This is a genomic window from Pseudomonas capeferrum, assembly GCF_000731675.1.
Lineage (GTDB): Bacteria > Pseudomonadota > Gammaproteobacteria > Pseudomonadales > Pseudomonadaceae > Aquipseudomonas > Aquipseudomonas capeferrum.
Map to the genome: position 1 here is coordinate 1,004,439 of NZ_JMIT01000001.1, position 21,185 is coordinate 1,025,623.

The window sequence follows — 21,185 nt, forward strand, 5'->3', positions numbered from 1 at the left end:
CGCTCCTACAACGGGCGTCGTTCGCCAAGGTGCGGAAGGCGCCCAGCTCGCCGGCTTCGAAACAGGACCTCCTGATTACAATGGCATCACTTGCTGGGTGGCTTGTGCCGGGCGTACATCGCGGTACCCCCAGCAGATGCACCACGAGCCTGCAGTTCGAACGTTTGCGGGTATGCCTTGATCAGGTCGCTCAGCTTCTTGAAACCATGGGTACGCGGGTCAAACTCCGGGCGAAGCTTCGAGATGTTCGTACCCAGCACACTTAAATGTGCCCAGCCATCCTCATCAGCAATATCGTCCAGAATCTTGGTAATGAAACCGATGGGCGCCTTGGGCTTCTTGGGCTTTTCTGCCGCCACCGGTTTTGCATCGGGCGTCACTGACGACTCGACAGACGCCTCGGCATTGGGCGACTGAGCGGCTTCGTCACGCAGCAATTCGATGTAGATGAACTTGTCGCAAGCGGCCACAAAGGGCTTGGGCGTTTTTTCCTCACCAAACCCGTAAACCGTCAAGCCTTCCTCCCGCAGCCGTGACGCGAGGCGTGTGAAGTCGCTGTCGCTGGACACCAGGCAAAAGCCATTGAAGCGCCGGGTGTAGAGCAAATCCATGGCGTCGATGATGAGCGAGCTGTCGGTGGCGTTCTTGCCCTTGGTGTAGGCAAATTGCTGAATGGGTTGGATCGAATGGTCGAGCAGCACTTTTTTCCAGCCCCCCAGTTGCGGGCCAGTCCAGTCACCGTATATACGCTTGACGCTGGCGACACCGTACTTGGCGATCTCTTCGAAAAGCCCCTCGACGATCGCGGCTGGCGCATTGTCGGCGTCAATCAGTACTGCGAGGTGTTTTTGCGTGGTGGTAGAACTGTGTGTGGCCATGGTCATCCTTGGGGCATGAAAAGAAGCTGTTCTCAGTCATTCTGGCTGCATTCGGGCGCCAACTGCCGCTGGCCAGGTAGTGTGGTCGAGCATGTAGGGCTTCCTGCTGAGATAACGCCACATAACGCCGCAGCCTAATCGCTTTTCGCGACTCGGTCATACAAAGGCGCGCCGGGCCGTACAGGATGGTTTTTCGGCATTGAGTACCAGCTCCAGTCCCCAGCCATTTTGAATGTGGTTCGCGATCTCAAATTCGCGCCAGTCAGTCATTGCCTGGCCATCGATCATGCGTGGTTCACACTCGATCAGCCAAGCCACGGCATTGAGGAACTGACCATGGGAAAACACCAGAATGTCTTCTGCAGGGTGCAGGGCTAGGCGATCCAAGAACGACCGCGCGCGCTCAATAAATGCGAGGAACGACTCTGCGCCTTCTCCGTCGACGTGGGACGGATCAGCTTTAGCCCAATACAGGTCGACCCAAGCTTTTCGTTGAGCAACCGTAGTGTTCACGCAATTCGCAGGCGCGAGGTAGGTGAATTCTTCGATGGGCCAAGTCTCGCAGGTAACGTTGGGGAACATTGAGCTCGTCGCGTCCGCGGTTGCTTGAGCGCGTGAAAAGGGTGACGCAACGATCAATCCAGGCGCCTTGCTGATTGACCTGGCTACGCGCGCTGCTTGATCGCGGCCCTTATCAGTCAGTGGGATGGTCGCATGATCCAGGGTGGCCGCGCCGGCATTCGCCGCGCTTTCTCCATGACGTATGAGGCGGACGATCTTCATTTTACCTGTGGAGTACAAATGTTCTCCTCCTTGTAGATGAGTGCTCAAGGTTCAGGGCAGGCTGGGCGTGGTGGCGCCTGATCGTTCCGCACCTAGGCGCAACCCTGTGATGTCGCGCTTTGGCGGCGTGCCGAACTGCCGTCCATACTCGCGGCTGAACTGCGAGGGGCTTTCGTAGCCGACTTTGAAGGCAGCGGTGGCGGCATCCAGATGCTCGTTGAGCATCAACCGTTTCGCCTCGTTCAACCTCAACCATTTCTGGTACTGCAGCGGGCTCATCGCGGTGAGCTGGCGGAAGTGATGATGGAAGGTCGAGAGCCCCATTTGCACCTGGGAGGCCAGCTCGTCCACCCGCAGCGGGGCGGCGTAGTTCAGCTTCATCCAGTCGATGGCCTTGGCTATTCGGTGCCCCTTGCTGCCCACGGAGGCGATGTAGCGCAGGAGAGGGGCCTGATCGCTGAGTAATAGCCGGTAGTGGATTTCTCGCTGAATGAGCGGCCAGAGCGTAGGGATCGCATCGGGCTCTTCCAGCAACTCGATCAGGCGGGTGAAGCTCTGCAGCAGCTTCGGGCTGAGTTCACCCACTCCCGCGCTGGTATGAAAGGCCTGACCGCTCAAGGGAAGACGACCGTCTTGCGCGATCAGTTCCGCCAGCGTGCGCAGGTCGAGCCTGAACACCAGGCCCAGACAGGGGGCTGCCTCGCTGGCCATCGTCACCGCCGAGTTGGCGGGGATATTCAGTGAGGTGACGAGGAAGCGGCTCGTGTCGTAGGGGAACACGTCGCTGCCAATGACCATTTCTTTGGCGCCCTGGGCGACCAGCACGATGCTCGGCTCAACGATGCACGTGATCGGCGGGGCCGGTGCATGACGTCGGTAGACGCCGAGCGCTGCAATGCGCGTCGCGAAATCGCCAGCGGTAGGCGCATGGGCGCTGATGATCCTGCACAGCGTGGCCATTGGGTTAGAGGGAGAGGGCGGTTGTGTGCTGGCGTTCATGGGAAGCATCCGATGATCTCGTGGGAAAACACTACGCGTTTGCTGCCTGAGATGTCCATGCCCGGTCAGCACGGGTTGGAGATTTAGGCAAGAAAACTAGCCATTTGCTCTACTGGTAGGCCGGTTTACGCGAGGAAGATGGCAGTTCATTCACTGCGGGAGCCGCGGACATGCCCCATGGAGCGAACAATTTGTACAAGCGTGAGCCGGTTTCGCTCGAACGGGATTCACTACCCCTTCAGCATTCAAGCCGCCAGGTCTGGAGTGCTGTGCTGGCGATGTCACTCTGTGCCTTCGCCCTGGTAGCGTCTGAGTTTCTGCCAGTGAGCTTGCTCACCCCCATTGCATCCGATTTGTCGCTGACTGAAGGCCAGGCCGGGCAGGCCATTTCAATCTCGGGCTTCTTTGCCGTGATCACTAGCCTGTTGCTGGCCACCCTGACCCAGGGCATCGATCGCAAGCCTGTGCTACTGGCCACAACCGCGCTGATGCTGATTTCCGGAGGGATGGTGGCATACGCCCCGAACTACCTGACGTTGATGGTGGGGCGAGCAGTGCTCGGGATTGCCATCGGTGGTTACTGGTCGATGTCCACAGCGGTGATGATGCGCATCGCACCCGAAGCGCTCGTTCCCAAGGCCATTGCCGTGATGCAGGGCGGTACCGCATTGGCCACGGCAGTCGCGGCTCCGATCGGGAGTTATTTGGGCGGCATCATTGGCTGGAGAGGGGCATTTTTGTGTGTGGTGCCGTTGGCCGCGTTGGCGTTGATCTGGCAAGCCTTCACGCTGCCGGCAATGCCGAGTGAGCGGACCAAGTTATCGGCCACCGGCTCGCTGCGCTTGCTGGGAGACAGCAGGGTCGCGCTCGGCATGGCCGCCGTTGCCTTCCTCTTCATGGGGCAGTTCACACTGTTCACTTATCTGCGGCCCTTCCTGGAAACGGTCACGCAGGTGGATGTGGCTACGCTCTCGCTGCTCCTGCTGATCATTGGCGCCGCAGGATTGGTAGGCACTGTGTTGGTGGGCCCCCTCGTTGCACGTCATCTTAATCGGGTGCTGATGGGGATACCCTTGATCATGACCGCCATTGCATTCGCCGTGATTGCGGTGGGTAGCTGGGTCGTTCCAGTCGCCGTTCTGCTGGGTTTCTGGGGGCTGATCGCTACCTGTGCTCCCGTGGGATGGTTTACTTGGTTGGCCAGGGCACTGCCGCACGATGCAGAAGCCGGGGGTGGCCTGATGGTCGCGGTGATTCAGTTGGCTATTACTGCAGGGGCAACGGTAGGCGGCGTGCTGTACGACGGGATGGGCTATCAAGCTACGTTCGTAGCCAGCGGAGTATTTTTGCTTGTTGCAGCTGTGCTGAGCGCTATGACCCGTCGCAAGTAAGCCAGTACTGGCTAAATGCCGGTGAGATTTTGCGGGCAAAAGAAAGCCCGCTGCTAGGCGGGCAAGGTCTATCACACGTAGGGATAGCTTCAGGTTCTCTCAAACCACGTGAAAATTGAGTGAAAGAAACGTTCTCATGATGTGATGGCCGCATCGTCGAGAGGCCCACTGTGTGGCTGATAGCGGCTCCCCAAGCGTAGAAGCCATCAGGATCCACGCACTCAGTTAAAACGCATAAACCAAAGTAGCCGTGGCGCTGCGCGGGGAGCCATACCAGCCACGTGAGCCAATCGCGGTGTAATAAGTCTTGTCGAACACGTTGTTTAAGTTCAGCGAGACGCTGGTTTGCGGCGTGAACGCGTATTGCGCCATCAGATCGACCACGCTGTAGGGGTCTTGGGTGAACGTTTCGTCGTTTGGACCTGCGCCTTTGTAGTATTCGGTACCTTGCCAACGCACTCCACCGCCCACCTTCAACTGCGGTACGGACTGAAGACGATAGCTGGTGAAGAGTTTCAGGGTGTCTCGCGGCACTTCAGTGTTCAGGCGGTCGCCGTCCGAGTCTTTACTGACGGCGTAGGTGTAGCTCGCCGAGACCTGCCAATCCGGCAGAATCTCGCCTGCCATTTCCATCTCGAAGCCCCGCGTTTTGGTACCAGACTCGGCACGGTATGCCTGGTTGCCATCCGGGGCCAGGTTGCTACCGTCGGCTACCGCCAGGTTGTCCTGATGGACCTCGAATACGCTAAACGCCGTAGTCAGGCGCTTGTCCCAGAATTCGCTCTTGAGACCGAGCTCGTAGTTCTCGCCCTCCAGCGGATCCAGGTAGGTACCTCCGACATCTTTGTTGCTCTGCGGCTTGAAGATGGAGGTATAGCTGGCATAGGCCGACCAGTTCTCGTTGAGGTCATAAACCAGCCCGATGTAAGGGGTGACGACCCCAGTTTCGCTCCGCGAGGTGCGGCTGGTGTCGCCGGATGACAGGGAGGTGGAAACCTCGTCTCGTCTCCAGTCGATGACCCGGGCCCCGGTGATCAGTGACAGGTCATCCGCCAAGCTCCAACGCACCGAAGTCACCAGTCCATCCTGGGTTTCATCTAGAGCATCTTCGGAGGACTTGGTGTGGATGGCGTCAGGTATCGCCAGCGACCCGTCCCAGGTATGGATATTGTCAATGTCCTGGAACGACCACAGAGGATAACCGTCGTTACGATAGTAGGCCTTGTAGTGACTGGCGCCTAGGTAAGCTTGGTGCTCGCGGGAGAAAAGCTCAAATGGGCCCGACGCCGAGAGATCGAACGAGGTTTGACGAGGCTCGCCGGCCCAACGGCCAGTCCAAGTATTGATGCCGCTGCCATCAGGGTTGACGGTGCCACTGGCTGCAGTGGCAAAGGCGTCATCGTAGCTGCGGCGGTTGTGCTCGGCATTGAGTTTCAGATGCCAGCCGTTGGCGAGGTCGTGATCCAAGGTGGTGAATACGGTTCTAGTTCGACGCTTGTGATAGCTCCAGTCAGCAGCAGAGTTGAATGAGCGGGAAGGGCTGAAGTGACTACCATCTGAATTGAACATCGGGAAACCATGGTTACCTGCCCCGTCGCTGTCCATCTCTTGATATTCAGCGCCCACTGTCAGCATCGTGCTGTCGGTGACGTCCCATTCCAATACGCCATATGCTGCCTGCTTTTCCAGGGATTGGCGATCAATGTGGCTCTGGCTGTTGGTGTTCGATGCGACGAAGCGACCTCGCACATTGCCACTTTCCGTCAACGCGCCGGACACATCAAACTCCTGACGGTAGTTGTCCCAAGAGCCCGCTTTAAGGGTCAACTTACGTTGTGTTTCGAGCGTCGGCTTCTTGCGAATCAGGTTCACGGTCGCGCCGGGATCGCCGGTGCCGGACATTAGCCCCGTGGCGCCGCGCACTACTTCGACCCGGTCATAACTCACCATGTCGGAAAGGTCGTCCCGGAAGCCATAGGTATTCGGTCGGTTGATGCCGTCGACCTGAATGCTGCCGACCTCGAACCCCCGCACGTAAACGTGGTTGGCGTCGCTGCCAGCCGGCCCCATGCTGTCCACGACCACGCCAGGCGTCTGTTCAAGCACCTGGGCAACCTCGTTCAGGTTCTGATCTTCGATCTGCTGACGGGTCACTACGCTGATAGATTGCGGTGTCTCTCGTGCCGAGAGGCGCAGGCCTGTCGCGGTGTTGGCCGAGCCCGTGGTGTAGCTGCCAGTGCCTTCGGTGGTGGCGCCGAGTCCCACGCTGGAAACGGTGGTGGCTGCAAGCTCCATCGAACCGTCCTGGCGGGGACGAACCAGCGCGTAACGCTTTTCTCCAGCTTGCAGTAACTGCAGGCCTGTACCTTGCAGCAGTAGAGCCAAGCCCTGGTCTACCTCGTAGTTACCTCGCAGCCCTTCACTGTTAAGCCCCGCAACTGCTTCATTGCTGAAATTGACAACTACTCCGCTGGCCTTCGCGAATTTATCTATGGTGCTAGCGAGGGAGCCCGCCGGGATACTGTAAGCAAAAGGTTCGGCCCAGACAGTGGCGGTGGTTAGCAGCGTGCCAGACAGGCTGACCGCGAGTGCGGCTTGGCGAAGGCTGGTGGCTGAAGCAAAACGAGTGGACATCCATTGACTCCTGTTCGATAGAACGCAGGCTCCCATTACGAAACGTATTGCTAATGGTAATGCTTCGCATAAAGGCGGCGCGCATAATCCTTCGGTTCTCTCGTGGTTGTCAATTGGTGTTTTACGGTTCTGTGACGGCCGAGTGGTCGTGATGTCGCTATGTAGACTGTGTCTCTTACATGTTGTGATGGCCAGCTTGTCTGCGGGCAAATCACAGACGCTTTTACTCAAGCTTTTCGACCAATCGTGCGGCGGAGGCTGCAGACTTCGCCTGAACCTGATCGGCCTTGTGCTCCAAGGACGAGGGGCTCAGTCCAGGACAATGTGATGGCCGTGAGGGCAGGCCGGTGTAGCCATCAAAAGCCTTTCAGGACAATCTTGCCGCGTGCCTTGCCACTTTCGATTACGGCGTGCGCGCGCTTGAGATTATCGGCGTTGATCGTGCCGAAGTGCTCACCCACGGTGGTTTTGAGTACACCGTCATCGATCAGCTTTGAAACACGCTCGAGCAATTGGTGCTGCTTGATCATGTCCTCGGTTTTGTACAACGAACGTGTGAACATCAGCTCCCAGTGCAGTGACAGCGACTTGCGTTTGAGTGGCATTACATCCAGCTGTGCGGGGTCGTCGATCAGCGCCAGTTTGCCTTGTGGACGAAGCACTTCCACCAGCTGCGCAAGGTAGGTGTCGGTGTGCGTCAGGCTGATCACATAATCGACCGTATCGAGCCCGAGCGCTTGCAACTGAGGCGCGATCGGCTTGGAGTGGTCGATGACATGATGGGCACCCAGTTCCTTGACCCACGCCTGGGTCTCAGGCCTTGAGGCGGTGCCGATGACGGTCAGCTGCGTGAGCTTGCTGGCCAGCTGAACCAAAATCGAACCCACCCCGCCAGCCGCGCCGATAACCAGAAGGCTTTGGCCTTTACCTGCATTTTCGACAACGCCCAAGCGGTCAAACAGCAGCTCCCACGCGGTAATCGAGGTCAGGGGGAGGGCAGCGGCACTCGCATTATCCAAGCTGCGAGGCTTGTGCCCGACGATGCGTTCATCCACTACGTGAAGCTCACTGTAGGTGCCCGGGCGGTCGATAGCACCGGCGTAGAAAACCTCATCGCCCGGTTGGAACAACGTCACTTCAGCACCTACCTCACGGACGACGCCGACGGCATCCCAGCTCAGCACCTGTGGTTGCTCACCGCCACGGCTTGCACGGATCTTCGTATCAACCGGGTTGACGGCGATAGCCTTGACCTCGACAAGGAGGTCCCGGGCACCGGGTGTCGGGGTGGGCAGCTCCGTGTCGTACAGCGATTGAGGGTTTTGGATCGGCAAACCGGGTTGGGTGTAGACGACGGCCTTCATTGGTTTGACTCTCTGATTGAATGTGGGTTAAGGCTAGACGTTTCGATTCACTCAAGAAATAGCCTGAATGGAGTAAGACTTTGTCGCCTGCGGTGAAAATGGTGGGTAGCGTTTGTCCTGCTGATCATTTGGCGTTGTAACGCGGAGCAAGCAGATTGCTGGAAAGCTGACTGAACATGGCCTGTCGGCTGGCTTCGTAGCGTTCGAAAGCTTGCAAGTCATGCATCGAGGGGATGGAGATCAACACACCGTCGTCGAAATCCTGCAGGGCCCCGTCCACCAGGTCTTGGGCCGACATCACGATGCCCGGATCGAGGTTCTCGACAGGCAAGCCACCGATCTGCCAGAAGTCGGTGGCTGTGGCCCCTGGTAGCACCGCCTGGATTTTGATGCCTTTATCCGCAAGCTCCTTGTGCAGGGACTGAGTGAACGCGGTCACATAGGCCTTGCTGCCGCCATACACGCCATTGAGCAGTTCTGGCGCCAGGCTCACGATGGACGAGATATTGATGACGGCGCCGTGCTTGCGAGCGGTAAATCCTGGGATGGCGGCGTAGGTAAGGCGGGTGAGGGCGGTCACGTTGAGGGTGATCATTTCGGCCATGCGCTCGACATCACTTTCCAGCAGGCTGGTGTGGGTGCCGATGCCTGCGTTGTTCACAAGCAGGCTGATGCTGGCGTCTTCACGCAGTTTGCGTTCTACCTTGGCGAGGTCATCTGCCTTGGCGAGGTCTGCCGGAAACACCTCTACGTTCTGCCGGGTTTCGCTGGTGAGCCGGCTGGCCAAGGTGTTGAGGCGCTCCCGGTTACGGGCGACCAGCACCAAATCGTAACCCCGGCGGGCCAAGCGTTCTGCGTAGATCGATCCGATTCCGGTGGAGGCGCCGGTGATGAGGGCGGTGCCCTTGAATTGCTGCGTCATGGTGATGCTCCGGTGTTTGGGTGTGGAGCCATGATGCAGAATAGCGCTGTTGTCTTAAACGACGCATATAATACGGTTTTAGGACATTGAACAGTGGAGCTCTACCATGCACCGGGTCGGCTACCTAATTACCGAAGGTTTCCAGGTCATGTCGCTGGCAACGCAGGCGGTATTCGAATTCGCCAACATCGTCGCGGGCGAAACGGTTTACAGAATCCAGAATTTCTCCATGGAGGGTGGCACAGTGCGCTCTTCTCTGGGGATGTACATGGATACGCTTCCTCTTGGGGCTCCTGGTTTGGCCGATACCTGGATGATTACGGGGACTTTGACGCCATTGACGCCTCCTGGTGCAGACGTGCTGGCCAGTGTGCGGGGCTTTGTCGACGGCGCACGGCGCACTGCGGGCCTTTGTACGGGCTGTTTTGTGTTGGCTCAGGCAGGCGTGCTGGATTATCGGCGTGCAACGACGCATTGGGCCTATGCGAAAAAGCTGCGCGAGCTGCATCCGAAGATTGAAGTCGAAGAAGATCGGATATTCATTGTGGACGGGCAGATCTGGACGTCCGCCGGCATGACCGCTGCCCTGGATATGGCGCTGGGTATGGTGGAAAAAGACCTGGGAGCCGAAATGGCCAGGTCCGTGGCGCGCAAGCTCGTGATGCATCAGCGCCGCTCGGGTGGGCAATCCCAACACTCCGAACTGCTGACGCTTGCACCGAAGTCGGATCGGATTCAAAGCGCTCTGGATTACGCTCGCAAAAATTTGAGTCGTCCGTTGAGTGTTGAGGAACTCGCTGAAGTTGTGCACCTGAGCCCCCGGCAGTTCACCCGCGTGTTCACCGCCGAGACCGGGCAATCACCGGCCAAGGCCATAGAGCGTCTTCGTCTTGAGGCTGCCCGATTGATGATTGAGCAGAGCCGACACAGCCTGGATGTGGTGGCTAAAGAAACTGGTTTTAGGGATCGTCGGCATATGCGCGAGGTATTCATCCGCGGATTCGGCGTACCGCCACAAGCGGTGCGAAGGGATGCACGGCGGGTGGTACCTGCTTAAGAAGCGGTGCTAAACGGTTATGTGTGTGCGCCAATCGCGACTTTAGTCAGTGGAGGAAGTTTGTGATGACAGTTTCGGAATTGATGGTACTGGCGCGGGAAGCACCTCAGGATCTGCTGTGTTGGTCGAGCTTCGTAGCGCAGACCGAATTCGCCTGGCAAAACTCAATCTTGGTGTCAGATGCAGAAAGGTGGCAGACCCTTTGGTTTGAGATGGAAATTGTAAATGCGCTGGCATTGGCCGAGTGGGAGGATGATGGGCGTCCTTGCGATTGGTCTGGCCGTTGGCGCGAAGGGTACGAACAGGATGCGAAAGCGTTAGTTTCGGAGCTGCTGCCACTGCTTGTTAGCCCTGAGGCAAAGGCGTGATGCGGCGCAATGAGCTGCGGCGGCTCATTAGGGGGCGATTGGATGTCTCGCTCTTACGTCACGCTCTTGAGTTCAGCGCGTAGCTTGCGCAGTTCGGCCTGCCGATCGTCGTCTTGCTGACGCTTGCTATAGACCTTGATCCAGGCGTAAAGGCTGTGCACGGACATGCCCAGGCGCTGGGCGACATCGGCGACAGATTTGCCTTTTTCGGTCACTTGCTTGACCGCTTCGATCTTGAATTCTTCGGGGTAACGCTGACGACTCATGGCACCTCCTATTTGGGCCTCATTATGAGGCTTGGAGGTGTCTAGGAAACCAGGGGCGATTCATAGACGTTATCGCACTACTAAAATTTTACAGTGTAATCGATGTTTATTCTGGTTTCGTTATCACTTCTGAAGCTCGCGCCGGAACTCAAGTCATTCCTGTAAAAGGCATGGCGAATGCGAAGGGCGAGGTCTTTTGCAGGGCCGGACTGTACAACATATGAAAGCTCCAGGTCTTTTGAGGACTCCGTCAGATTGCTCCCCCCAAGGCTGGGCAGATCGATGTTCGTACCTCTGAGGTAGCGGATCATACCCGCTAGTCCAGGGACACCCATGGCTACAAAATTGTAGTCGTATCGCAGAAGCATTGTTCGTTCTTTGGGGTTCACGAAATCCGCGCTCATCGTACCATCACTGAGAACGACAGGCTCGCCCCCGGCCAGATAGGCGAAGGCAGTATCTCCCGTTTGATACATGTAGCCTACTCCAAGCGTATGTCCACCCGTTAGGTAACTAAGCGTCAAGCCAGCGTTAAGATTGTCTACTTTACCTGCCTCTGCGCGCCCGCTCTCACGGCTGTCGAATACTCGCAGCTCGGTCTTGAGCCTACCGGATCCAAGTGCAATGGAATGAATACCCCCAATGAAGTCTTGTGCGTAGATGTTTTCGAGATCTGCATGGTAATAGCGTGCCGTAAAGTTATCGGCGAAACGGTACTCGCCACCCAGGTACTCGAAGCGATCTGAAAAAACGCCAGACTTGAAGCGGCCATTCGGTGAGGCCATTGCTATCGGCTGATTGTTCGTAGAATCCCTTAGATTGACCCTATCCATTCGTCCAGCCTGCAAGGTCAAGTTCTCAATTTCTGAACTGGTCACCGACGCCCCCCTGAAGGTTTGTGGCAGCAATCGCGCGGGGCTTGCAGTAATCACGGGAAGCGAAGGAAGTTGAGTACCCACTGAAAGACTCGTTTTAGAGAAGCGAGCTTTCACCGTAGCGCCAAGCTCAGAATATTCGTCCTTTGCCCTTCGTGTCTGTGGATCTATAGGCAAGAGCTGGGTGCCTGATCGCTGAGGTGACGAATCAAGCTTCACCCCCAGCATCCCGGTGAGGTCCAAACCAAAACCTACAGGACCCTCTGTATATCCTGAGTTTGCCCTGAGAATGAAGCCTTGGGCCCATTCGCGAACGGCCGAAATCGGCGAGTCTCCTTTGTAGTCACGATCGAGATAATAGTTCCTGTTCGTTAAGGCAATAGTACTGTCTTCAAAAAAAGCTGCTGAAACAAATGTGCTCATGCAAAGAAATGGCACGCCCAGCGCACACTGCATCAGGCATTCAGCGTTACGTCGCATCGGATTTACCTTCTTATTGTTCTTTGATATCTCAGAGGCTTGTTGCAGTGTGGAGAGGCTTAAGTGAACTACGTCCTAGAAGTGCGACAGCGATCGATGCGAGAACAAAGGCCATTGCAAATAGCAGGTACAAGTCAGAGGGGTTCCAATGGGCATCGATAAGTTGTCCGGCCACAAGCGGTGAGGCAATGGCGCCTGCTCGACCAATGCCGATACCCCAACCCAAACCCGTCACGCGCTGGCTAGCGTCATAGATAGACGGTGTCAGCGCGTAGAGCCCTGCCACACAACCATTCACAAAAATACCAATCAAAACAGCAAGTACAAATGCTAAATGCAGCGCATCTGTAAATTTCACAAAAACGGCAAGCAGCAGTGCGTTGGTCAGGAGATAGATCATCAGCACCTTGGATAACCGGAAGCGTGCTGCCAATAGTCCTACTAGTGCTGTGCCGAAAATACCACCGACGTTGAGCAACACTCCTCCCGTGATCCCTTGTTCGTTGGACAGTCCCGCGGTCACCAGCAACCTCGGAGTCCAGCTCATCACAAAATAAAAACCGAACATGACCAGGAAGAAGGATACCCAAATCAGCAAAGTAGACCGCAATAGGGCGGGGGAGAACAGCTGAGCAAACGATGCACGTAGAGAGGTGCGTGTGGCGTGGGTCGACTCAGGCATTTCGTCGAGCGGTGCGAGTTTAACTCTGAGCCGCAACTGGTTGATACGTTTGATTGCTACATCAGATTTTCTCGACATCAGAAATGCAAGCGATTCTGGCAGCCACAAAAACAACACAGGCAGTATTGCTAGCGTAACGAAGCCACCATAAAGGAAAACGGACCTCCAACCCAACGCAGGAATCATCTTCGCGGCGATTACTCCGCCAATTGTTGCACCCAGCGCGTAGGCCGTTGATTGGAGGCTGATTGCAAGCCCCCGCCAACGTTTATTGGCATACTCGCCTGCGATTACATAGCTACTGGCCAAAATACCACCGATACCCAAGCCGGTAACGAAACGGAAGGCGGCGAGCATTCCAGGACCGGTAGCCTGCGAGGAAGCGAGCATGCCTGCCCCGGCCACGGCTATGCATACAAGGATTAACGGGCGACGGCCGAAGCGATCAGCCCAAGGCGCGATGAAAAGCGATCCGATTGCCATGCCGACTAAACCCGCGCTAAGCAGATAGCCAAGTCGCAGGCCACTGAGGCCCCAGTCAGCGGCTACGGAAGAAGCCGTAAAGGCCATTACTAACACGTCGAATCCGTCCAGCATGTTGATTACAAAACAGAGTGCGATAACCCACCATTGGAAGGCGGACATTCTTTTCTCATCAAGCTGATTCGCGGGGTAGTTACTCATGATTGCCGGCCTCACGCATATTGGAAGGCCCAGAGAGTGAGCCAGCGGACAGGATGCACTGCCCTGCATGAGGGGAAAGTTGGGAAGACATGGCGTTACCTTTTTATTGTTGTGATCAGTGGCGCATGCAAAGCGTGATGTGAACCCAGACATCAGGTAGTGCAGATGCCCAGGCCCTCAATGAATTACGTACTAGTGGTTAAAGGTTTTGTGCGGGTCGATCACGAACTTCTTCGGCACCCCCGCATCGAACTCTCCATAACCTTCAGGTGCTTGATCAAGGCTGATCACCTGTACGCCGACCACCTCGGCAATGTTGATGCGATCCCACATGATCGCCTGCATGAGCGCGCGGTTGTACTTCATCACCGGAGTCTGGCCAGTGTGGAAGCTGTGAGACTTGGCCCAGCCCAGGCCGAAGCGGATGCTCAGAGCTCCGATCTTGGCAGCGGCGTCCGATGCCCCGGGGTCTTCGGTCACGTACAGGCCAGGGATGCCGATCTTGCCGGCGACACGGGTCACTTGCATCAGCGAGTTGAGCACGGTGGCCGGGGCTTCGTGCTTGGCGCCTTCATGGCCGTGGCCGCGTGCCTCGAAGCCAACGGCATCCACGGCACAGTCCACTTCCGGCTCACCGAGGATATCGATGATCTGCTCGTGAAGCGGGGTGTCTCTGGACAGGTCGACGACCTCGAAGCCCTGGGCCTTGGCGTGGGCCAGGCGGGCCGGGTTGAGGTCACCGACGATGACGCATGCCGCGCCGAGTAGGCGTGCCGAAGCAGCGGCTGCCAAACCGACAGGGCCGGCACCGGCCACATAAACGGTGCTGCCAGGGCCGACACCCGCGGTGACGGCACCATGGTAGCCGGTGGGCAGGATGTCGGACAGGCAAGTCAGGTCACGGATCTTCTCCATGGCCTTGTCGCGGTTCGGCAGTTTCAGCAGGTTGAAGTCGGCGTACGGCACCAGTACGTAATCGGCCTGGCCACCGGTCCAGTCACCCATGTCGACATAGCCGTAGGCACCCCCGGCGCGGGCCGGATTTACGGTGAGGCACACACCTGTGTGCATCTCTTTACAGGAGCGGCAGCGACCGCAGGCGACGTTGAACGGAACCGATACCAGATCACCGATTTGCAGATGCTCTACATCGCGGCCTTTCTCGATGACTTCGCCGGTGATCTCGTGGCCCAATACCAGGCCGACCTGGGCAGTGGTGCGGCCGCGAACCATGTGCTGGTCGGAGCCGCAGATATTCGTAGACACCACCTTGAGGATCACGCCGTGCTCGATCTTCTTGCCGCGCGGATCCTGCATCTTGGGGTAGTCAATTTTTTGTACCTCTACCTTGCCGGCACCGAGATACACAACACCACGATTTTCAGACATAGCCATGCCTCGCTCTATTGTAATTGTCGTTGAACAAGTTTCACTCATCACAGTGCGTCACCTATAGCCGCGTGGACGGTGTTGCACGTGTTGCATGTAAAAAGAGTGCATAGATACCCGCACGATATAAATGCACTGGGCACTCAACGGGTGGAGTGACAAAGCCTTTCTATGATCCGGCGGGCCCTGTTGGCACCGACGTCAACATGAATATCAATCATCGGCCGTTCACCGAATCTACAAATGTTCTTGTATTGGGATTCGATAACAACTTTATCCTCATCAAATGTCATTATCGTTTGCTCAACTACTTTCGCTTTGACTTCTTCGTGATTGCTTTCCGGATTGGTGGCGATGGTCCAGAAGTAATGGCTAGTGGTTTCGGTTTCCGGGGTCACGCCGTGGAAGCCGCGCATGTGGAAGCCGCCCCGCTGCGGATTGTCCAGGGGCTCGGTTCCGGCATCTACAGCGCCGGTCCAAATACGCAGGTGGCTGATATGAAACTCAATTTCCTGCCACCGATCGACACTGCCTTTGAATGGATAGGCGGCGACATAGGTCGGAGGTGGGACGGAGTCAGGCATGTGTCGAACGACGCGAACCGAATGGTCGTCACTTTCTACCGTCATTTGCGCATTCATGTGAACGCTGGCGTTGCCGCCAATGGTGCGTAGGTGGACATAGCCCAAATGGCTCAGATCCATCAAGTTGTCGTGTATGAGCTGATAGGGCGCGTCGTAGTGATACACGTCACCATCAAAAAGATAATGCCCATTGGTGTGAACATCGTAGGCAGGAGGTTCATCGATAGGTGCTGGGTGTTCGGGGCTACCAAACCAGATCCAAACGATCTGATCTTTTTCAACCACGTGAAAGGCTGCCACTTTTGCTTTGCTAGGTATTTTTTCCTGGCCGGGGATCTCAATGCATTTACCGGCTTCATTGAACAAGAGACCGTGATAGCCGCAACGAAGGCCGCTGGCTTCAAGTGTTCCATCGGACAGCGGCAGTGCCCTGTGACAGCATCGGTCTTCGAGTGCCGCCACCTTGCCATCCGCAGTGCGGAACAACACGACTGATTTGTTCAGCAAGGTTCGGCCAACGGGACGATCCTTGAGCTCCCAGCCCAACCCAGCCACATACCATTGATTGAGCGGGAATGTGGAAGGCTTGGCGGGTGCAATATCCTGGGCGAGTGACTGAAGGGGAGAGGCAGTCATGGGTGTCTCCGTTGCAGTGAATGTTTTGGTTTGAGATCAGAGGTCAAGTACGAGTCGATGTGACTTTGCCCGGGAGCAGCACGGTGTGAAGCAATCATTCCTGGCGTGTTCATCGGCAGTCATGAATTGATCTCTGTGATCCGGGATACCCTCCAGCACGCGTGTCACGCATGTGCCACACACGCCTTGTTCGCAGGATGTTTGAACTTCAATTCCCGCGTCGTCCAACACCTCGAATACGCTGCGGTCGACTGGAATTTCAAAGGTTCTACCGCTCCTGGCGAGCACTACCTCGAAGGGCGTGTTTGAACCCTGGTCACTGATCTGGCCCGCAAAGAACTCTCGATGCATGCGCGCTTGAGGCCAGCCGGCAGCCTCGCCGGTTTCCAGAATGTGGTTCATGAAGCCGGTGGGGCCGCACACATACAGGTGGCAACCTTGATCGACCGTATCGAGAATGGCGGCGGCATTCAGTTTTTGCTGCTGCACGCCGCTGTCATCATGGAAAGTGATGCGGTCCGCGAACGGCGCATGAGCAAGTGCGTTGACGAATGCTGCACGGTCGCTGGAGCGGAAGCAGTAATGAAGCTCGAACTCCAGGCTGCGATGCGAAAGTTCATAAGCCATGGCCAGGATTGGGGTAATACCAATGCCTCCGGCAAACAGCAGGTGGCGCTTTGCGCTGTGGTCGAGCTGGAACAGATTGCGTGGCGCACTGATCGCCAGCGTTTGGCCTTGCTCTACAGCTGAGTGCATTGCCTCCGAGCCGCCGCGGGAGCTAGGCTCCTTCAGAACACTGATGAGATAGCGATTACGCTCTCGTGGGTCATTGCACAGCGAGTACTGGCGAATGAACCCGCCTGGTATATGAACGTCGATGTGGGCACCGGCTTCAAATGGTGGAAGTGATCCGCCATCCAAGGGGCTCAATTCAAAGCTGCAAACCCCTTCTGCTTCGATTGCCTTGCGGCTGACGTTGACTTCAAACATGACTCATCCCTCCACATTCAAGTGGCTAATGAAAATTCACAGGTAAAGGATCGACCGGGAGGAGGTCAGCCTGGCGCGAATGGCGGCAGCTCTGGCTTGCAGCCAGGCACGCGGGAAGTGACTAGGTGGCGAGTGTTCATGGCACTACCTGATAATTATTTTTGTGAGGTGCTGTGACGGCATATCATGCTGGGCTGGCCCCAGCTATCGGTTGAGTAAATCCTCGGATCAATTGGTTGCGGTGTCAACTAATTTTTTCCAAGGCCGATTGAAGGTGTGCTCTCGATGTCCACTGCCCCCAAGCTAGACCTCGCTCGCTATGTGCCCGCGCTGCTGAATTTTTTGTCGAACAAACTCTCCTCAGGTGCTTCGCAGTGCTATCGCAAACACTTCGGGATTGGCGTTGTGGAGTGGAGGATGCTGTCCATGCTGGCAGTGGAAAGCGGGATTACGGCGAATCGTATCTGCCAGGTGATCGGTCTCGACAAAAGCGCTGTTAGCCGCTCTCTACAGGCGCTGGAGGTGGCAGGGCGAGTTCGTACGGAAGTGGATCCTGCTGACGGAAGGCGCTACACCGTTTCGCTTACCGAGAGCGGTGTGCAGTTGTACAACCGGGTGTTGATGGTTGCGCTTGAGCGAGAGCGTCGCTTGCTGAGTGGCCTCTCGTCAGCCGAAGTCGATACCTTGATCAACTTGCTTGGACGCTTGAACACCCAGGTCTCCCACGTCAACGACTACGACCCAGAGAAACCCTGAGCGTGCTGACAATGCTCTTGATCCGCTCGGCGACCAAGCTGCTCCTGAAGTAACGCTACCAGCCAGCGGCGCACCCCTTCCGCTATCAACCTTCCAGGCAGCCTTCGCACCTTTGCGCGGGCATGCTTCCCCCTCGGACCATCGCTACCGAACGATTCAATACTTGACGCCAAGTATCGCGATTGCCGATAGGTCACATCCCAACAAGCGATTAGTCAGAGCCCTGCACTGAGGTCAACCTGTTCCCGTCTTCTGGTCTATCCCGCCAGCTGACTTCACCTCGGCAGGTCGATCGCAACGATCCCGTTCGCCTCGTCCGGCCGTGGTGCCAAAGAAAATTGCCAACAAAAACAATAAAAGAGGGTTCGTTCGATGGCTATTCGCTCCATCGCCGCAGCGCGGCGTGCGCCTTTCACTCTGACGCTCGCCACTGCCATGGTCTGCGGTCTTCCATGTGCCCAGGCGTTTGAAGTGCAGACCGACAACCCTGACCTCAGTCTGCGGTGGGACAACACGCTCAAGTACAGTTCTGCCTGGCGCCTGAAGGACCAAAGCAGCAAGCTCAGCAGCACCTCGGTGGCGTTGAACCAGGACGATGGCGACCGCAACTTCAACAAGGGCCTGATCTCCAACCGCCTGGATGTACTCTCTGAACTTGACATTGGCTACCGCGAATACGGCGCGCGGATCAGTGGCGCGGGCTGGTTCGATACCGAATACCAGAAAGACAACGACAACAATGACCCGACGCGGGCCAACCAGCGTTCGGTTGCTTACGACGAATTCACCGACGATACCCGCCACTTGCACGGCGGCGACGGCGAACTACTGGATGCCTTTGTCTACTGGAACGGTGACCTGGCCAACCGCGCGCTCTCGGTACGCCTGGGCCGCCACGGGCTGATCTGGGGTGAAAGCCTGTTCTTCGGCGCCAACGGTATCGCTGGCGGCATGGCACCGGTAGACGTGGTCAAGGCGGTGTCGGTACCCAACACCCAGTTCAAGGAAATCACCCGGCCGGTCAGCCAGCTGTCTACCACCTATCAACTGACGGATGCGTTGTCAGTCGGCGCTTACTACCAGTTCGAATGGGAAGAAACCCGTTTGCCGGGGGCTGGCAGCTATTTTTCGGTTAGCGACACCATTGGCGAAGGTAACGAGCGACTGATTGTCGGCGCACCGTTTCCGCCATTTTTGGGCGGCAACCCCGGCAGCCCGGCAGCCTTTTTCCACGGCAACGACAAAGAAGCCAAGAGCTCGGGGCAGGGCGGCCTGCAGTTGCGCTACACCGCCGACACCGTTGAGTACGGCCTCTACGCCATCCAGTACCACGACAAATCCCCCAAGCTGTACTTGAAGCCAAGCGCTACCGGACCGAACTTCGCCACTGGCCAGATCGGCGAATACTACTGGGTCTATCCCGAAGAGATCCGTGCACTGGGCGCAAGCTTTGCCACCACGCTGGATGAGTACAGCTTCGCCGGTGAAGCCTCCATGCGCTGGAATATGCCGCTGGTTTCCAATGGCCAGACCGTTACACCGGGCATGGTTGCCGACAATGACAACCATCCGCTTTATGCCGTGGGGCGCACGGCGCACCTGAACCTGAACATGCTGGCGTCGCTGGGCCCCTCGTTCATCGCCAACGAGGCAAGCCTGGTCGGCGAAATCGCCTGGAACCGCTTGCTCAGTGTCACCAAGAACCGTGCTGCGCTTGACCCGAGCGCTACCGACGACGGCGTTGGCATCAAGCTGGTGTACAGCCCGACATATCGGCAGATTTTCCCTGGCATCGACCTCAGTGTGCCAGTAGGCATCAGCTACTTCCCCATGGGTAAATCGGCGGTGATCAGCAGCTTCGGCCCGGACCGCGGTGGCGATTTCAACATCGGCCTGAGTGCCACCTACCTGGACCGCGTCACTTTCGGCCTGACCTACACCCACTACTACGGCCCAGAGGACACCAACCTCAACGCCGCCAGCCAGTTTACGTTCAAACAATCACTGAAAGACCGGGACTACCTGGCCTTCTCGGTCAAAACAACATTCTGAGGGGACGCGTGCATGAACATTCCTTTCTCACTCAAGCACTTTTGTGTGGCCCTGCTCGGCGCTGCCGCGCTCAGTTTGCAACCCGTGCAAGCCGCTGGCCCGGATGATCTGGGCAAGCAACTGACGCCGCTGGGCGCTGAGCGCGCCGGTAACGCCGACGGCAGCATTCCGGCCTGGGACGGCGGCTACACAAAGGTGGACCCCTCGTTCAAAGAGGGTGGCAAACGCGGCGATCCGTTTGCCGCTGACAAACCGCTGTTCAGCATCACTAGCAAGAACATGGACCAGTACGCGGCCAAGCTCAGCGATGGCACCAAAGCCATGTTCAAGCGTTACCCGGAAACCTATCGCATCGACGTTTATCCAACCCGGCGCAGCGCTGCAGCTCCGCAATGGGTGTACGACAACACCCTGAACAATGCCAAGCACGCCAAGCTGGTGCAAAGCAGTGCAGGCCTTGTGCCCGAAGGTGCCTACGGCGGTATTCCGTTCCCGATCCCGAAAGACGGCACAGAGGCGATGTGGAACCACATCCTCAACTGGCGCGGCACGTCACTGGCGATGGATTTCCGGCATTACCTGATGACTGCCGATGGCGCCCAAGTGCTCACCACTGACGGCAAAGCGGTGCAGGAGATGCCCTATTACTACAAGGATGGTAACGCCGCCAGCTTCGACGGTGACTATTGGCTGTTCCGCCTGCTCAACGTTGGCCCGCCATTGCGGGCAGGCGAGCAGATCATGGGTCGTACCAACCTTAATGGCGACAAGTCTCAGGCCCACGTCTACCTGACCGGCCAACGACGAGTGCGCAAGCTGCCCAACGCCTGCTGCGACACCCCTACGCCGGCGACCGCAGGCGTGATGTCGTTCGATGAGCTGAGTGTGTTCCAAGGTCGGCTGGACCGCTTCAACTGGAAGTTGGTGGGCAAGCAAGAGATGTACATCCCCTACAACACCAACAAGGTCCAAGCTGCCGGCAAGCCTGAAGACCTGTTCGACAAACATCACCTGAACCCCGACCAAGTGCGCTGGGAGCTCCATCGTGTGTGGGTGGTAGACGCCGAACTTGCACCCGGCAAGCGTCACCAGTTGCCCAAAGGGCGGTACTACCTCGACGAGGACACATGGCAAGCCATGCTCGGTGACCGCTGGGACGCCAATGGTCAGTTGGCCAAGACCCTGTGGTCGCTGCCTGCGGTGATGCCAGACCTGCCGGCGGTGGCCCAGTTGTCTTCGGGCTTCTACGACCTGGTGTCCGGTGCCTGGTTCATCCAGAACGTTTACACCGGCAAAGCTCAGCAGTACGCCTCGGTCGAACGTTACAAACCTGCTGAATTCTCACCTGCCGCAATGGCCGGGCGGGGCGTGCGCTGACGATGTTCTGGGGAGGGT

Annotated in this window: 17 protein-coding genes and 1 pseudogene; 6 read left to right on the forward strand and 12 right to left on the reverse strand. The window is 57.3% G+C overall.

Going from position 1 to position 21,185, the window contains the following annotated elements:
* Positions 1–86: 86 nt before the first annotated feature.
* The 3 genes from PC358_RS04390 to PC358_RS04400 form a co-directional block, all read right to left on the reverse strand.
* Complete coding sequence (locus tag PC358_RS04390) at positions 87–878, reverse strand: NYN domain-containing protein (protein WP_033697820.1); 792 nt, start codon at positions 876–878, stop codon at positions 87–89.
* 156 nt (positions 879–1,034) lie between these two features.
* On the reverse strand, positions 1,035–1,661 hold the full coding sequence (locus tag PC358_RS04395; RefSeq protein ID WP_050506053.1) for a histidine phosphatase family protein: 627 nt from the start codon (positions 1,659–1,661) through the stop codon (positions 1,035–1,037).
* A 51-nt stretch (positions 1,662–1,712) separates the two neighbouring features.
* On the reverse strand, positions 1,713–2,660 hold the full coding sequence (locus tag PC358_RS04400; protein ID WP_081874746.1) for an AraC family transcriptional regulator: 948 nt from the start codon (positions 2,658–2,660) through the stop codon (positions 1,713–1,715).
* 278 nt (positions 2,661–2,938) lie between these two features.
* Between PC358_RS04400 and PC358_RS04405 the strand changes: the two genes are divergently transcribed.
* A complete protein-coding gene (locus PC358_RS04405) occupies positions 2,939–4,051 on the forward strand; it encodes an MFS transporter (protein ID WP_050506103.1) in 1,113 nt (370 codons plus the stop codon).
* A 225-nt stretch (positions 4,052–4,276) separates the two neighbouring features.
* Here the strand turns inward: PC358_RS04405 and PC358_RS04410 are convergent, their stop codons facing one another.
* The 3 genes from PC358_RS04410 to PC358_RS04420 all read right to left on the reverse strand — a co-directional run bounded on the left by PC358_RS04410 (position 4,277) and on the right by PC358_RS04420 (position 8,971).
* Positions 4,277–6,685 (reverse strand): TonB-dependent siderophore receptor, encoded by a 2,409-nt coding sequence (locus PC358_RS04410; RefSeq protein WP_033697823.1) that lies wholly within the window; start codon positions 6,683–6,685, stop codon positions 4,277–4,279.
* 356 nt (positions 6,686–7,041) lie between these two features.
* Entirely contained in the window at positions 7,042–8,049 is a 1,008-nt protein-coding gene (locus tag PC358_RS04415; RefSeq protein ID WP_033697824.1) for a zinc-binding alcohol dehydrogenase family protein, read from the reverse strand.
* A 124-nt stretch (positions 8,050–8,173) separates the two neighbouring features.
* Positions 8,174–8,971: an SDR family NAD(P)-dependent oxidoreductase gene (locus PC358_RS04420; protein WP_033697825.1), complete on the reverse strand. Its 798-nt coding sequence runs from the start codon at positions 8,969–8,971 to the stop codon at positions 8,174–8,176.
* A 106-nt stretch (positions 8,972–9,077) separates the two neighbouring features.
* Here PC358_RS04420 and PC358_RS04425 point away from each other — a divergent pair, with 106 nt between their 5' ends.
* Entirely contained in the window at positions 9,078–10,028 is a 951-nt protein-coding gene (locus PC358_RS04425; RefSeq protein WP_033697826.1) for a GlxA family transcriptional regulator, read from the forward strand.
* A gap of 65 nt (positions 10,029–10,093) precedes the next feature.
* Complete coding sequence (locus PC358_RS04430; RefSeq protein WP_277604287.1) at positions 10,094–10,396, forward strand: hypothetical protein; 303 nt, start codon at positions 10,094–10,096, stop codon at positions 10,394–10,396.
* A gap of 56 nt (positions 10,397–10,452) precedes the next feature.
* Here PC358_RS04430 and PC358_RS04435 read toward each other — a convergent pair.
* The 6 genes and pseudogenes from PC358_RS04435 to PC358_RS26855 all read right to left on the reverse strand — a co-directional run.
* A pseudogene (locus tag PC358_RS04435) lies at positions 10,453–10,662 on the reverse strand (transposase); the annotation flags it as partial.
* 80 nt (positions 10,663–10,742) lie between these two features.
* Positions 10,743–12,017: an OprD family porin gene (locus tag PC358_RS04440; protein WP_050506054.1), complete on the reverse strand. Its 1,275-nt coding sequence runs from the start codon at positions 12,015–12,017 to the stop codon at positions 10,743–10,745.
* Between the two features lie 31 nt (positions 12,018–12,048).
* Positions 12,049–13,383, reverse strand: coding sequence for an MFS transporter (locus PC358_RS04445; protein WP_033697828.1), 1,335 nt, complete (start codon positions 13,381–13,383; stop codon positions 12,049–12,051).
* Between the two features lie 192 nt (positions 13,384–13,575).
* Positions 13,576–14,772, reverse strand: coding sequence for a formaldehyde dehydrogenase, glutathione-independent (fdhA, locus tag PC358_RS04450; protein ID WP_033700033.1), 1,197 nt, complete (start codon positions 14,770–14,772; stop codon positions 13,576–13,578).
* 143 nt (positions 14,773–14,915) lie between these two features.
* Entirely contained in the window at positions 14,916–15,992 is a 1,077-nt protein-coding gene (locus PC358_RS04455; RefSeq protein ID WP_033697829.1) for an aromatic ring-hydroxylating oxygenase subunit alpha, read from the reverse strand.
* 36 nt (positions 15,993–16,028) lie between these two features.
* Entirely contained in the window at positions 16,029–16,982 is a 954-nt protein-coding gene (locus tag PC358_RS26855) for a PDR/VanB family oxidoreductase (RefSeq protein WP_047583718.1), read from the reverse strand.
* 285 nt (positions 16,983–17,267) lie between these two features.
* Here PC358_RS26855 and PC358_RS04465 point away from each other — a divergent pair, with 285 nt between their 5' ends.
* The 3 genes from PC358_RS04465 to PC358_RS04475 all read left to right on the forward strand — a co-directional run bounded on the left by PC358_RS04465 (position 17,268) and on the right by PC358_RS04475 (position 21,167).
* Positions 17,268–17,738, forward strand: coding sequence for a MarR family winged helix-turn-helix transcriptional regulator (locus PC358_RS04465; RefSeq protein WP_033697831.1), 471 nt, complete (start codon positions 17,268–17,270; stop codon positions 17,736–17,738).
* A 372-nt stretch (positions 17,739–18,110) separates the two neighbouring features.
* A complete protein-coding gene (locus tag PC358_RS04470) occupies positions 18,111–19,790 on the forward strand; it encodes a DUF1302 domain-containing protein (protein ID WP_033697832.1) in 1,680 nt (559 codons plus the stop codon).
* Positions 19,791–19,802: 12 nt separating this feature from the next.
* A complete protein-coding gene (locus PC358_RS04475; RefSeq protein ID WP_033697833.1) occupies positions 19,803–21,167 on the forward strand; it encodes a DUF1329 domain-containing protein in 1,365 nt (454 codons plus the stop codon).
* The last annotated feature ends 18 nt before the right edge of the window (positions 21,168–21,185 follow it).

Coding starts and splice junctions, on each gene's coding strand:
- PC358_RS04390 (WP_033697820.1), bottom strand. CDS start 878: ATGGCCACACACAGTTCTACCACCACGCAAAAACACCTCGCAGTACTG.
- PC358_RS04395 (WP_050506053.1), bottom strand. CDS start 1,661: ATGAAGATCGTCCGCCTCATACGTCATGGAGAAAGCGCGGCGAATGCC.
- PC358_RS04400 (WP_081874746.1), bottom strand. CDS start 2,660: ATGAACGCCAGCACACAACCGCCCTCTCCCTCTAACCCAATGGCCACG.
- PC358_RS04405 (WP_050506103.1), top strand. CDS start 2,939: ATGTCACTCTGTGCCTTCGCCCTGGTAGCGTCTGAGTTTCTGCCAGTG.
- PC358_RS04410 (WP_033697823.1), bottom strand. CDS start 6,685: ATGTCCACTCGTTTTGCTTCAGCCACCAGCCTTCGCCAAGCCGCACTC.
- PC358_RS04415 (WP_033697824.1), bottom strand. CDS start 8,049: ATGAAGGCCGTCGTCTACACCCAACCCGGTTTGCCGATCCAAAACCCT.
- PC358_RS04420 (WP_033697825.1), bottom strand. CDS start 8,971: ATGACGCAGCAATTCAAGGGCACCGCCCTCATCACCGGCGCCTCCACC.
- PC358_RS04425 (WP_033697826.1), top strand. CDS start 9,078: ATGCACCGGGTCGGCTACCTAATTACCGAAGGTTTCCAGGTCATGTCG.
- PC358_RS04430 (WP_277604287.1), top strand. CDS start 10,094: ATGACAGTTTCGGAATTGATGGTACTGGCGCGGGAAGCACCTCAGGAT.
- PC358_RS04440 (WP_050506054.1), bottom strand. CDS start 12,017: ATGCGACGTAACGCTGAATGCCTGATGCAGTGTGCGCTGGGCGTGCCA.
- PC358_RS04445 (WP_033697828.1), bottom strand. CDS start 13,383: ATGAGTAACTACCCCGCGAATCAGCTTGATGAGAAAAGAATGTCCGCC.
- fdhA (WP_033700033.1), bottom strand. CDS start 14,772: ATGTCTGAAAATCGTGGTGTTGTGTATCTCGGTGCCGGCAAGGTAGAG.
- PC358_RS04455 (WP_033697829.1), bottom strand. CDS start 15,992: ATGACTGCCTCTCCCCTTCAGTCACTCGCCCAGGATATTGCACCCGCC.
- PC358_RS26855 (WP_047583718.1), bottom strand. CDS start 16,982: ATGTTTGAAGTCAACGTCAGCCGCAAGGCAATCGAAGCAGAAGGGGTT.
- PC358_RS04465 (WP_033697831.1), top strand. CDS start 17,268: ATGTCCACTGCCCCCAAGCTAGACCTCGCTCGCTATGTGCCCGCGCTG.
- PC358_RS04470 (WP_033697832.1), top strand. CDS start 18,111: ATGGCTATTCGCTCCATCGCCGCAGCGCGGCGTGCGCCTTTCACTCTG.
- PC358_RS04475 (WP_033697833.1), top strand. CDS start 19,803: ATGAACATTCCTTTCTCACTCAAGCACTTTTGTGTGGCCCTGCTCGGC.